Source organism: Streptomyces sp. NPDC006552, from assembly GCF_040611655.1.
Classification (GTDB): Bacteria; Actinomycetota; Actinomycetes; order Streptomycetales; family Streptomycetaceae; genus Streptomyces.
In genome coordinates this window covers 74,488-86,549 of record NZ_JBEXOS010000007.1, presented here as the reverse complement: position 1 = coordinate 86,549, position 12,062 = coordinate 74,488, and the positions used below count along the sequence as shown (strand labels likewise).

12 protein-coding genes and 1 pseudogene are annotated in these 12,062 nt (G+C 71.1%); 5 read left to right on the top strand and 8 right to left on the bottom strand.

Annotation, left to right across the window (positions count from 1 at the left end):
* Nucleotides 1-5 precede the first annotated feature (5 nt).
* Nucleotides 6-413 (top strand): helix-turn-helix domain-containing protein, encoded by a 408-nt coding sequence (locus ABZY33_RS06650; RefSeq protein ID WP_356490377.1) that lies wholly within the window; start codon nt 6-8, stop codon nt 411-413.
* A 331-nt stretch (nt 414-744) separates the two neighbouring features.
* Here ABZY33_RS06650 and ABZY33_RS06645 read toward each other — a convergent pair whose 3' ends face one another.
* A complete protein-coding gene (locus tag ABZY33_RS06645; protein WP_356490376.1) occupies nt 745-1,959 on the bottom strand; it encodes a metallophosphoesterase in 1,215 nt (404 codons plus the stop codon).
* A gap of 137 nt (nt 1,960-2,096) precedes the next feature.
* Nucleotides 2,097-3,620: an amidohydrolase family protein gene (locus ABZY33_RS06640; protein WP_356490375.1), complete on the bottom strand. Its 1,524-nt coding sequence runs from the start codon at nt 3,618-3,620 to the stop codon at nt 2,097-2,099.
* Nucleotides 3,621-4,263: 643 nt separating this feature from the next.
* Here ABZY33_RS06640 and ABZY33_RS06635 point away from each other — a divergent pair.
* On the top strand, nt 4,264-4,680 hold the full coding sequence (locus ABZY33_RS06635; RefSeq protein WP_356490374.1) for a DUF4232 domain-containing protein: 417 nt from the start codon (nt 4,264-4,266) through the stop codon (nt 4,678-4,680).
* Here the strand turns inward: ABZY33_RS06635 and ABZY33_RS06630 are convergent.
* Nucleotides 4,661-5,038 carry a GNAT family N-acetyltransferase gene (locus ABZY33_RS06630; RefSeq protein ID WP_356490373.1) on the bottom strand — a complete coding sequence of 126 codons (378 nt, stop codon included), beginning with the start codon at nt 5,036-5,038 and terminating at the stop codon, nt 4,661-4,663. The genes ABZY33_RS06635 and ABZY33_RS06630 overlap by 20 nt on opposite strands.
* A 46-nt stretch (nt 5,039-5,084) precedes the next feature.
* The gene (locus ABZY33_RS06625) at nt 5,085-5,861 is read right to left on the bottom strand and encodes an alpha/beta hydrolase (RefSeq protein ID WP_356490467.1); all 777 of its coding nucleotides are present in this window, start codon (nt 5,859-5,861) and stop codon (nt 5,085-5,087) included.
* A gap of 175 nt (nt 5,862-6,036) precedes the next feature.
* Between ABZY33_RS06625 and ABZY33_RS06620 the strand changes: the two genes are divergently transcribed.
* Entirely contained in the window at nt 6,037-6,801 is a 765-nt protein-coding gene (locus ABZY33_RS06620; RefSeq protein WP_356490372.1) for a helix-turn-helix transcriptional regulator, read from the top strand.
* A 44-nt stretch (nt 6,802-6,845) separates the two neighbouring features.
* Here ABZY33_RS06620 and ABZY33_RS06615 read toward each other — a convergent pair whose 3' ends face one another.
* Entirely contained in the window at nt 6,846-7,298 is a 453-nt protein-coding gene (locus tag ABZY33_RS06615) for a hypothetical protein (protein WP_356490371.1), read from the bottom strand.
* Between the two features lie 223 nt (nt 7,299-7,521).
* Here ABZY33_RS06615 and ABZY33_RS06610 point away from each other — a divergent pair.
* Nucleotides 7,522-7,950, top strand: a pseudogene (locus tag ABZY33_RS06610) (molybdopterin cofactor-binding domain-containing protein); the annotation flags it as partial.
* A 44-nt stretch (nt 7,951-7,994) separates the two neighbouring features.
* Here ABZY33_RS06610 and ABZY33_RS06605 read toward each other — a convergent pair.
* The 3 genes from ABZY33_RS06605 to ABZY33_RS06595 all read right to left on the bottom strand — a co-directional run bounded on the left by ABZY33_RS06605 (nt 7,995) and on the right by ABZY33_RS06595 (nt 10,963).
* Complete coding sequence (locus ABZY33_RS06605; protein ID WP_356490370.1) at nt 7,995-9,020, bottom strand: hypothetical protein; 1,026 nt, start codon at nt 9,018-9,020, stop codon at nt 7,995-7,997.
* A gap of 55 nt (nt 9,021-9,075) precedes the next feature.
* Nucleotides 9,076-9,996, bottom strand: coding sequence for an NADP-dependent oxidoreductase (locus ABZY33_RS06600; protein ID WP_356490369.1), 921 nt, complete (start codon nt 9,994-9,996; stop codon nt 9,076-9,078).
* A gap of 433 nt (nt 9,997-10,429) precedes the next feature.
* On the bottom strand, nt 10,430-10,963 hold the full coding sequence (locus tag ABZY33_RS06595) for an EF-hand domain-containing protein (protein ID WP_356490368.1): 534 nt from the start codon (nt 10,961-10,963) through the stop codon (nt 10,430-10,432).
* Nucleotides 10,964-11,265: 302 nt separating this feature from the next.
* Between ABZY33_RS06595 and ABZY33_RS06590 the strand changes: the two genes are divergently transcribed.
* A complete protein-coding gene (locus ABZY33_RS06590; RefSeq protein WP_356490367.1) occupies nt 11,266-12,042 on the top strand; it encodes a (5-formylfuran-3-yl)methyl phosphate synthase in 777 nt (258 codons plus the stop codon).
* Nucleotides 12,043-12,062: the final 20 nt, after the last annotated feature.

The window sequence follows — 12,062 nt, the reverse complement described above, 5'->3', positions numbered from 1 at the left end:
ACGAGATGACTGAGAACACGCGCCACTGCTACGAGTTGGCCGCCGACTGCCGTCTGCGCGCGGCCACCGACCTCTTCAGCCACACCTGGGATCCCGTGGTGCTGGCGGCACTTCGCGCGGGAGCGCTGCGCCGCCGCGAGCTGCGCGCCGCGATCGGCGGGATCAGCGACAAGGTCCTGAGCGAGACCCTGGGCCGGCTGCTCGCCGACGGCCTGATCGACCGTCACGCGTATGCCGAAGCACCGCCCCGGGTCGAGTACGACCTGACAGCTCTGGGACGCAGCCTGGTCGAGGGCCCGATGGCCGCGCTCGCAGCCTGGGCACTTGCGCACGGCGACGAGCTCCTTGAGGCGCAGGACGCGCGGCACGGAAGGCCCGGGCCCAGCGGTGACTCCGTGAGGAGCGAGGAGTAAGGAGAGCCAGAGCGAGGAGGCGTGAGAATCCCGGCTCCATCTTTCTCCCACGGTAAGGGTGCGAATTCTCCACCAGCTGCCTGTTGGTCTATGCCAGCCTTTGTGGCAACTCCGCTCGGGCGAGACGGTGTTCATTGCGGCCACGCGGGGGATGTGCCGCAGTGGCCCGAGGGGGAGTGCAGGGCCGTCTTCGCCGCGCCGGCACGGTGCGACGGGGGCGGCCCTTGCCTGGCTGCACGCGCGTCCGCGTACTGAAGGAAGGGCCCGGCGAGCCGGGACGTGGCCCGCCGGGGGTGGAGCTACCCGGGGTGGAGTTGCCCGAGGGTGCCGCTCAGCCGGCCCGCCGCGGTGAGCGGAGGACCAGAAGGGTGATCTCGCTGGGGGCGAAGACGCGGAACGGCGGGCCCCAGAAACCGGTGCCGCGACTGGTGTAGAGCAGGGTACGGGCGCCGTGCCGGCTGAGGCCCGCGAGGGCGGGCTGGTCGATGCGGACCAAATAGTGGAAGGGCCAGATCTGGCCGCCATGGGTGTGGCCGGAGAGCTGCAGATCGATGCCCTCCGCCGCCGCCCGGCCGACGAACTTGGGCTGGTGCGCCAGGAGAAGGACGGGCAGGTCCGGGTCGGCGCCGTGCAGGGCTCCGTCGAGGCGGGCGCCGTGGCCGGCCACACCGGAAGACTCGGCGGTGACGTCGTCCACGCCGGCCACCACGAGGGTGTCCCCGCCCCGTTCCAGCAGCAGGTGGCGGTTGCGCAGTGGCTCCCAGCCCAGCTCGTCCATCAGATCGACCCAGCCCTGCGCCTCGCTGTAGTACTCGTGGTTGCCGGTGACGTAGACGCGGGCCCGGGTGGCTCGTACCGTGCCGAGCGGGGCGGCCTGCGCGCGGCGGCGTTCGGCCGTGCCGTCCGCGATGTCGCCGGTGTGGCAGACCAGGTCGGCTTCGAGCGCGTTCACGCGCTCGCAGACCCGCGCCGACCAGCGGGCCCGGTCGAGCGGGCCGTAGTGGGTGTCGGTGATGAGCGCGACGCGGGTGCCGTCCAACCCCGCCCCCAGACGCGGCAGTTCCACATCCAGGCGGCGCACCCGCGGCACCCGGCGGGCTTCGACGTACCCGAAGACGAGCAGCGCGACGGCCACGCCGAGCACCGCCCACGTGACGGTACGGGCCCGGTCCTGCCCCGCGCCGACGCCGGCCACCGTCAGGGCGAGCCGCAACAGGACGCCGAGGACGACGGACCAGGTGAACACCACCCAGGCAACGCCCAGCAGCGTGTCGCCGACGATCGCCGCCCCGTCGTGCTGGCGCCGTCCGTGCCCGCGCATCATGGCGAGCGGCATGGTGACCAGGCCGACCCCGAACAGCACGGTGCCGGCCAGCGTGGCGGGCGTGGGCCAGTGCTGGCCGGCGTAGAGCAGGAGCCAGCACGGCACGCTCCACAGCAGGACCGGGGCGATGAGCGGTATGAAGCGCAAAACCCGGCCCAGGCGGCTCGGCCGGGTCGGCTGCGCCGCGCTGCTGGGGGGCTGGGTCTCGCTGATGTCGGTCACGCTTGCCCTCCGGGTGCGTCTGCTGCCGTCGCGCGCACTGTATCCGGTCGTCCGGGACCGTCCGCAGGTCGCGCGGCCCGGGGCCGTTCGCGGGCCGCGCCGTCACGGGCCGTCCGCCGGATCAGTCATGCGGCACGTCACGGATGCCCGCCGCAGCCGCACCCGGTCAGGGCCGCTCCCGCCTCGGGCTCCGGGGTTCGCGCGGCGGCCTGTTCCACCTCCGCGAGGAGGTGGCGGCGCTCCTGCGGCGGGATCCACCTGCCGTCGACGACCACGCCGTGGATGCGGCGGGTGTTGCGGATGTCGCGCAGCGGGTCGGCGTCGAGGACGAGCAGGTCGGCGGCGTGGCCGGGGGCCACCGTGCCGACAGCGGGCAGACCGAGGGTACGGGCCGCGTCCCGCGTGGCCGCGCGCAGGGCGTCGGCCGGGGTGAGACCGGCCGCGACGAGCAGCGCGAGTTCGTCGTGGAGGGCGAAGCCGGGGACGAGGTATCCGGTCCCGGTATCGGTGCCCGCCGCCAGCCGCACCCCCGTTCCGTGCAGTTCGCCGACCAGCCGGAGCCGGTGGGCGAAGATCCGGCGGATCCGCCGGCGCTGTTCCGGGGTGCGGCCACCGGTCAGGGCCGCCAACTGGTCCGGCCAGCTCTCCACCTGCCAGGCCGGCAGGTACTTCCACTCCTCGGCCCGGGACGGGACCTCGTCGGGCAGCTCCAGCGTGCGGTGCACGCTGAGCGTGGGCACGACGGTGGTCCCCGCCGCCGCCAGACTCCGGAAGAGGGCGTCCGCCCGCCCGCGGTCGTACCCCCGCACCGCCTGCCATTCGAGCGGATGCACCTGCTGGAACCAGCTGTGGTACCGGGACAGGCTGCTTGGGTCGCGCGGATCGATCCGTACGGCGGCCAGGCGGCGGCGTATCTCCTTCTCGTGCCGAGAGATCGACAGCAGGAGCGCGTGCAGGTGTTCGATGCTGCGGTGGCCTGCGGCGCTCGCCTCCGCGATCGGCACCGTGTCGGGACAGTGTCCGAGGTGGGGGAGGCCCTGGCGCCGTGCCTCGTCAGCGATGGCGAAGTAGGCCTCGCGGGAGAGGCGGGAGTACACCTTGACGAAGTCCGCGCCCTCGCGCTTGACCCGCCGCACTGCCCGCCGGGCCTCGGCCGCGTCGCCCACCTCGATGGTCGGGCCCACGTCGGCCGCCCACAGCGACGGCAGGCCGTCGACGATGGGGCTGCCGATCACCCAGCGGGGGCCGAGCAGCGCACCGCCGCGGATCTTCCGGCGCCACTCGTGGTGCACCGGCTGACCTCGCATCTCCCGGACCGAGGTGACGCCGGCGAGGACGTACAGGGCCGGGACCACAGCCTCCGGGCCGTCGCTGTGGGTATGCGCCTCGATCAGCCCCGGCATCAGGTACTTGCCTGTGAGGTCGACGGTACGGGTGCCCGGGCGGAGCCGGGTGCGTGTGCTCGGGGCGAGTCCGGTGATGCGGCCGTCCTCGATGACGACCGTCATGTCGGGGGCCGCGGGGGCGCCCGAACCGTCGATCACGGTGACGTGGGTGAGGGCCAATGGGCCGGTGCCGGTGCCGGTGCCGGTTGCGGGCTCCGTCCCCGCCGCGGAAGCGGTGCCGGCGGACGCCGTCGTCGTCAGTGCCGTACCTGTCATGGCGGCGGCCCCGACCAGAAATCCTCGTCGGGCCAGACCGTGACGTGCGCCAACTGCTGGTCGAGACATGCTGGTTGCCCCCTGTGTGCGCTGTGTGTCATGCAAGCGACCGCGTCGGTAATGCGTCCGCCGACATCCATGACTGTGGCGGACACGGGACGACAGGGCAGTGCGGCCAGGGGGTGGGTATGGGGTGTTGCTGGGTCCACCGGCGCATGTCTGCGGCTCTGGTGGACAGGCGATCCGTATGAACGCGACAAGGGTGCATGCGACAGGGAACGCGGCAAGGACGGGCGCGAGGAGGCCGGGCGTGACGAAGGCGGGCGCGATGGGGACGAGTGCGACGAGGACGAGTGCGATACGGGGGAACAGGAAGGCAGGACTGGGCGCGGCGGCCCTGGCGACCGTCGGCGTGGTCGCGATGACCGCGTGCGGTGCCGAAAGCGGCGACGGGCAGGAGCGCGCGAACGCGCAGAGCCCGACGACGGCGGCCGCGGCCACGGAGTCCGCCCCCGCTTCCGCGTCAGCCGGCTCCAGTACGCCTGTGGCGCAGGGGACGACTGCGCCTACGGCGAAGGGTGCCGCTACGGGTACCGCGACGTCGCCCGCCGGCGGCCGGAGCTCAAAGGCCGCGCAGCCAGGCATGGGCAGCGATTGCACCAGCGATGACCTGAAGGTCGCTCTGAAGCCGACGGGCCAGGAGATGAACAGCAAGTACTTCGACCTGACCCTGACCAACACCACGGGCGGCACCTGCGCCCTCAAGGGCTACCCCGGTCTCTCCGTGACCAACAGCGCCGGTGCGCGCATCGGCAAGCCCGCCACGCGTTCGCACAACGGCGACGTGCGGGACGTCGTACTCAAGGCGGGGCAGAGTGCCCACGCAGTGGTGCAGACGCCGAACCGCGACGTGACGGACGGCAAGTGCTGGGCCAAGCCGTCGCGTGTCAAGGTCTACCCGCCCAACAACACCGCGTCCCTGTCCGCGGCCGCTCCCGGCACGCTTGAGGTGTGCGGGAACAGTTTCACCGTCGGACCGGTCACGGCGCGGGCACTCTGAGACGGGCACTCTGTGCCGGGTGCTTTGCGGCAGGCGTGATGCCGTGCCCGTTGTTCTTCCAGTGACGGCGGTCGGCAGGACCGATGGCGGCGCCGCGGATCACCGCAGTCTCTTGATCATCACCCGCTTCCTGGTGGCGCCGCCGGGCAACAGCTCCTCCAGCTCGCAGCTTCGCCCGCAGGGCGACGACGTTGTACGAGCCCGGGATCGCCAACCGGGCACGCCACTGCTCCGCACCGCCGTCGTGCCAGTCGGCGAGCCGCGCCGTGAACGCGCGCGGCGTATCGCCCAGCGCGGCCACGCGGATCTCCTGCCACAGCGGCCAGTCGTCCGACGTGATGACGCGCAGACTCACCATGCGTTCGAGCCTGCCGTACCGGGGTGGGGGAGGGGGCATTCAGTTTTCAGCGGCCCGGCGTGAAGGCGGCGATGGCGGCGGCGAGTTCGGCCGGGGCCTCCAACGGGATCAGGTGGCCGGTGCGGGGGATGACCGTGAGATCGGCGCGCGGGAGGTAGGACATCAGGTTGCCGCGGAGTACGTCGACGGGCTCGACCTGGTCACGCGCTCCGGCGACGACGAGGGCGGGAACGGCGATCGCGCGCGTGTGCTCGGTGATGTCCTGCGCGATGCCGTGCAGCGGCCACTCGGCGCGTGCGGCGTCGGCGGCGGCTCGTGAGTCGGTCACGACCTGCGCCTTGACGGCGGCGGGCAGCTCGGTCGCGGTGAGGACGTGGTCCCGGGCCCAGGCCACGGACTCGACGGAGTCATAGGCGTGCGCCAACGATTCCTGGTACTCGTGGGTGATCTGCGCGGCTGGCTCGGCCGGGCCCGGTCCGACGAGGACGATGCCGCGCAGACCGGTGGGCCGGGCCGCCGCGACCAGCTGCGCGACCTTCCCTCCCATCGAATGCCCCACCAGGACGTAGCCGGTGATCCCCGCATCGGCGAGCACGGCGAGCGTGTCGGCGGTGAGTTGAGCGAGCGTGTAGGGGCCCGGCAGGGCGCTCGACCGGCTCCATCCGCGAAAGTCGACGGTGAGCACGGCGCGGCCGGGAAGCCGATCGACGACGAGGTCCCAGCTCCGGGCGGATCCACCCCAGTAATGCAGGAACACGAGGGTCGGCCCGGTACCGGGCCGATGGTCGTAAGCGGGCAGAAGCGTTTGCGGCGTCGTGTGCACGGCGGCTCTCTCGGATCGGTGGGCCAGGGGCTTTTCCTCTGCGTTCATTGCACCTTCCGGATCCGGGCGGGGCATCGGCGTGGCTGGTCGCCCGATGGTGAAAAATGGACGCGTGCACGCGATTCGGCAACTGACCTACCGACCCGCGGGACGTTCGTCCGCCGCGGTGGAGACGATGACGTTCGGCCGCCTTCGCGAGCTGAACGACGGTGACACGCAGCGCGCCGACTTCCATGTCCTCGCTGTCGTCGACGGCGGACGCGGCGCGGTCACGGTGGACTTCCACCGGCATCCGCTCGAAGGGCGGTCCGCAGTGTGGATCCCGCCCGGGGCAGTGCACCGCTGGGACGACATCGCCGGTGTGGCGGGGCACCTCGTGCTGTTCGTGCCGACAGCGCCCGTCACTTCCGCGACCCGGGAACTCGTCGCCTCCCCGGACCTTGCCGCGCACTGGAGGATTCCCGACGGCGACTGGCCGTTCATCGACATGGCGCGCCACCACCTCCTCGCCGAGGCGTCGGCCCCACCCGAGGCCTTCTCGGCGGAACTGCCCCGGCTTCTGCTCTCCGCGCTCATCACCCGGCTACGGCCGCCCCCTTGCGCAGCGCGGCCGGTGCATCCACTGTTCCGGTCGTTCCACGCCAGAGTGGAAGCAGACTTCCGGGAACATCACGACGCCGGCCACTACGCCCGTGCTCTGGGCTATGCGCCCCGCACCCTGTCACGCGCGGTGCAGCGGGCCACCGGCCGCACGGCGAAGGCGTACCTCACCGACCGGATCGTCTTGGAAGCCAAACGGCTCCTCGCCCACGATCGCCTCCCCGCCGCCCGCTGCGCCGCCGCGCTCGGCTTCCCCGACGCCTCCAATTTCTCGGTGTTCTTCCAGAAGGCGGTGGGGATGCGGCCGGGTGCGTGGCAGGAGGCGGCAGGAAGTCTCTGACGGCCTGTCCTTGAGATTGTGGCCTTGTGCCGGGCCTGCGACACCTACGGGGACACGCCGAAGGTAGGTCGGAGCGGGAGCGGCAGATCGGCGAAGGATCCAAAGACCAGTACGTGCTCCGGGTTCATGACGTCGTTCCCTATCGTGGCGATGACGCCTGAGGACAACAGGATCTTGACGAGCGCTGTCTGCATATGGAGGCCCATGATTCCGGGGTACCGGACAATCGGGGCCTGTTGATCGCCGGACGTCAGGGCGTCGACCGCCCGACGCACCATCTCGGGATCGCACTGCCAGGACACGGAGACGGGCGCCGACGCCAGTTCCGCATCGGGCTGCACGGACACCGATGCGCCGGTCCAGCCCTCCGCGAGGGACTCTCCTTCGCGCGCGGCGGGCACACCCGCACGCTGGAGCGCCTGAATCACGCGCTCCGCCAACGCGTCCCGTATCGCGAGGGTCTCCTTGGACGCCTTGGTGAAGCCGAACTCAGACATGGTGTTTCTTTACCGTCCTTGGCCGGGCTGGGGCAAGGACGGCGAACCTGCGCGGCACACCCAAAGGCGTCACGCCCGCGCGAGTGGCGTGACCCGCACCCCGGCGCCGAGCGCCGTCAGACGCGGGCCCTGGCGCTCAGTCCGTCGAGGACGATGCCGAGCAGGCGGGTGAAGCGCGCACGACCTCGGTCAGGGGCGGGGCCAGCGGCAGAGTCACGATCGGGCCGTCGGTGTCGACTGCACGGCGGACGGCCGCTTCGGCGGCCCCCCGCTCCGTCGCCTTCAACGCCCAGTGGTTCAACCTCGCCGTCGACCCGGGCAGCGGCGAGATCCGCATCCTGCGCAGCGTGCACGCCGTCGACGCGGGCCAGGTCATGAACCCGATACGGTGCCGCGGCCAGGTCGAGGGCGGTGGCGCCCAGGCCCTCGGCGCCACCCTCTTCGAGAACGTACGCCTGGATGAACGCGGCAAGGTGTCAACCACCGCCTTCCGCCGTTACCGCCTCCCGCAACGCGCCGACGTGCCGACGTGCCGTGCACCGGGGTCCACTTCATGGAGACGACGGACCCCATCGGCCCGCTCGGCGCCAGATCGGTGAGCGAGAGCCCCTTCAACCCGGTGGCGCCCGCCTTCGCGAACGCCCTGCGCGACGAACGATCGGTAGCCGCCACCGGCGACGAAGCGGGCGGCAGGCGTCACGCCGGAGGCGTCCGCAACCAGTCCGCCTCCGGGGTCCAGAACATCTGGCGCGCCCCGAGGTAGTCATGGGCGAAGTCCGTGAACCGTTCGCGGGTGTACGGCTTACCGGTCCGCGGGTCCGTGGCGGCGATGTCCGGTTCCTGGACGGCCATCGCGACGAGGGGGAGGGCGTCCTTGTACGCGTGGAGGAACTTGTAGGAGTTCTCCATCTGGTACTCCCGGTCCGGCAGGGTGTCCGGTCCGCCGACGCCGATCTTCTTGTCCCGGGCGAGATCTAACATCTCCCGCATACGCCGGTGATCGTCGTCGTCCGGCAGGAAGTTGATGTACTGGATGAACTGCGTCTTGGTGAAGACCTTCTTGCCGTAGCGCATGTTGACGATCTCGGCGTCGATGTAGGACGCCGAGGTGTACGCGGTCTGATCGGCCGTGGTGTCCACCTCGACGGCGGTCTCCGGCAGATTCACCCCGGCGAGCCTGCCGTCGAACTTCCGCGCCATCGCCTTGAGCATGGCCTGGAAATCCGCCCGCACCTCGGTGTTCCACTGCGCGGCCATGGCGCCATGGCTGGTGGGGTTGTCGGGATTCTCATCGACGGTCGGCGCGAGGCCGCCCTCGTCCTTCACGTACTGCGGAACACCGGCGTCCTTCATGGCGACGTCGAAGAACCGGTCCTGCACCTGGACGAACAGCTTTTTGTGCCGCTGCTGGAGATACTTCAGGGCACTCTCCAGGCGCGACCACGTGTACTGCCCCTTCTTCCCCTCGAGCGCCTTCCAGGGCGCCACCACCTGTACGCCACCGATGTCCGCCCGGTCGATCATGGCCTTCACCTCGGGGTCCGCCCCGGACGTGGCCTCCTCGAACGAACCGAGGGACATGTACAGATTGTCCTCCGCCTTGCCGTGGGACGCGACGGCCGCCGCCCCGGGGAGGGGGCTCGCGACCGCCACCCCGGCAGGGACCGTCAGGGCCACGGCAGTGAGCACGACGAGTCCGGCTGCACCTCGTTGATTCATCATGGGCGCGACGTTAGAAGGGTGTTCTAAGCGGAAGATAAGAGTGTGTGGGGCTCACTCAGTCCTCGGTGACGCGGATGATCGTCTTGCCCGGGACGCGCTTGGCCGGAGTGAACGCCGAGGCTGTCTCGGCCAAGGGCCGGACGGCACCGACGATCGGCTTGAGGCGGCCGTCTCGCAGACGTTGCGCAAGCTCCGTCAGGCGGGCCCGGTCGGGCTCGACGACGAAGAAGACGGCCCGCCCGTCGCGCGGGTGGACCGTGACCGGCTCGGCGATGGTCACCAGAGTGCCGCCGGGGCGGACCAGCGCGGTGGAGCGTTCGAGGATGTCGCCACCGATCACGTCGAAGACCACGTCCACCTCGCCGACACCCGCCAGTTTCTCGGCGTCGAGGTCGACGTATGCGTCCGCGCCCAGGCCGAGGGCGGTCTCGCGGTCACCGGCGCGGCCGGTCCCGATGACCCGGGCGCCCGCCGCGTGAGCCAGCTGAACGGCGATCGAACCGACGCCGCCGGCGGACCCGTGGACAAGTACGGTCTGGCCGGTGACCAGGTGGGCGTGGTCGAAGAGGCCCTGCCAGGCCGTCAGCCCGGAGATCGGCAGCGCGGCGGCCGTGAGGTGGTCGACGTCGGCCGGGAGCGGGGCGAGGTTACGGGCCTCGACCGCCGTGTACTGGGCCAGCGAGCCGTTGCGGGTCCAGTCCGTCAGCCCGAACACCCGCTGTCCTACGGTCAGGCCGGTGGTGCCGTAACCCAGTTCGGTGACCACGCCGGACAACTCGTGTCCCGGCACACTCGGCGTACGGTCACGCCCGGCCCGGTCGGTCCAGGTACCCGGCCAGTCCAGCTCGCCCGGGGTGAACCCGGCGGCATGGACTTCCACGATCACGTCGTTCTCGGCGGCGTGGGGGTGGGGCAGCTCGGAGAGGGTCAGGCCGCGGACACCGGCGTCGCGGTCCTGGACGGTGATGGCTTGCATGAGGTGTTCCTCTGAGTAGGGGGAGACTCAGGAGGCGGGGACGCGCCTGACGGGCGCGGCGTCGGCCCCTCGCAGGCCGACCGGCCGCCATGACCCGGCGCGCCCGAACGTCCGTCCCGGCCCGGCACCGCGTACGGCGGAGGCTGCGGAGGACTGACGGGCGGACGCTGCCACGGTCACGCCTCGAACCTTAGGAGGAGAGCGGCACGGATCGCTGGGCCATTTCCCCCCATATGCGCTGGGCCACTCTGTCGGCCCCACCCGATAGCCCCGTCACCCGCGTGCACACCCGCGCTCACTTACCGGCGCAGTACGCGATGATCACGCCCTTGATCGTCGTGACACTCCGGGGAGTTCGAAGCGGGCCAACGGGGACGGGCCCGGCGCCGCCGGGGCCCGTGCCCGCGCAGCCGGCCCCGGCGGCGCCGACGGGTCAGGCAGGAGACCCGACCGCCAACAGGTCCGCGGGCACACCGCCCTTGTCCGGGGCGTAGTAGTTCTTGATCTCGGCCTCCCAGACGTCCACCCGGATCCGATCCGCGGCATCGGGCTCGAACGCGTCGAAGAGGGCCTCGATGTTCGCCAGGTCGAAGCCGACGCCTCTCATCATGCCGATGAAGACCGGCCGGGTGACGGTGCCGCTGCCGTCCACGTCACCGAAGTGCGCGAAGCCGGCCGCGAACGCGTCGACGGCCCCGTCGAAGCGCTCCGGCGACAGGACGCACGCCTGGAACTCCTCGTACGTGATCCGGCCGTCGCCGTCGGCGTCGAGTTCCCGGACCAGCGTCTCCCAGTACTGCTGGAAACTGGCGCGCATCGCCCGGGTGCGTGCCTCACTGGCGTCGGGGACCGCCGCGGCGACCCGGTCGCTCATGAGTGTGAAGTCGTCGGCCTCCAGGACCCCGTTGCCGTCGGCGTCGAACAGGGTGAAGACCAGTTTCACACGTGTGACTGCTTCGGAACGCATGTGTGTTCTACCTTTCTTACGGCCAGGAGGCGGCCTATGTGCCGACCGAGCAGCAACTATGCGGGCGCCCGGCTCCGGCGTCCCGAGAAGAGCGGCCGCTCAACATAACGAGTGAAGTTGGCGGCGCCCCGGCATGAACGGCACGGAGCGCCGGTTGCACCGGCGCGCACGGCGCACTCGCCCCGCCGGTGGCACCTCCCTCGCCCGTCACGCGCCCTACCGGTGGCCGCGGGCCGCCGCTGATGATGAGCGGACCGCACCAGACGTCCGCACACCCTGCCCGCTCCCCGGGCCATGTGGTGATGCGCGGAAAGGAGTACACGTTGTTACTTCTGATCTCCCCGGACAGCGTCGAGGAAGCCATCGAGTGCGCGAAGGCCGCCGAACATCTCGACATCGTCGATGTGAAGAAACCCGATGAGGGCTCACTCGGTGCGAACTACCCCTGGGTCATCAAGGAGATCCGCGCCGCGGTCCCTGCCACCAAACCCGTCTCCGCCACCGTGGGAGACGTGCCGTACAAGCCGGGAACCGTGGCTCAGGCAGCGCTCGGTGCGGCCGTCTCGGGAGCCGCCTACATCAAGGTCGGGCTCTACGGATGCACGACGCCCGAGCAGGCCGTCGAGGTGATGCGCGGTGTCGTGCGGGCGGTGAAGGAGTACAGACCGGACGCCTTCGTCGTCGCCTCCGGCTACGCCGACGCCCACCGCGTCGGCTGCGTCAACCCGCTCGCGCTGCCCGACATCGCCCTGCGGTCGGGCTCCGACGCGGCCATGCTCGACACCGCCATCAAGGACGGGACGCGCCTCTTCGACCACGTGCCGCCGGAGGTCTGCGCGGAGTTCGTGCGCCGGGCCCACGAGGCCGGACTCCTCGCCGCCCTCGCGGGCAGCGTGAAAGCGGCCGACCTCGCTACGCTGACCCGGATCGGCACGGACATCGTGGGCGTGCGCGGGGCGGTCTGCGAGGGCGGCGACCGCAACGCCGGCCGGATCGAACCGCACTTGATCGCCGCCTTCCGCGCGGAGATGGACCGGCATGCCCGGGAACACGCGGCTGCCGCCGTCGCCGCAGGTTGAACGACGATATGTCGACAAGG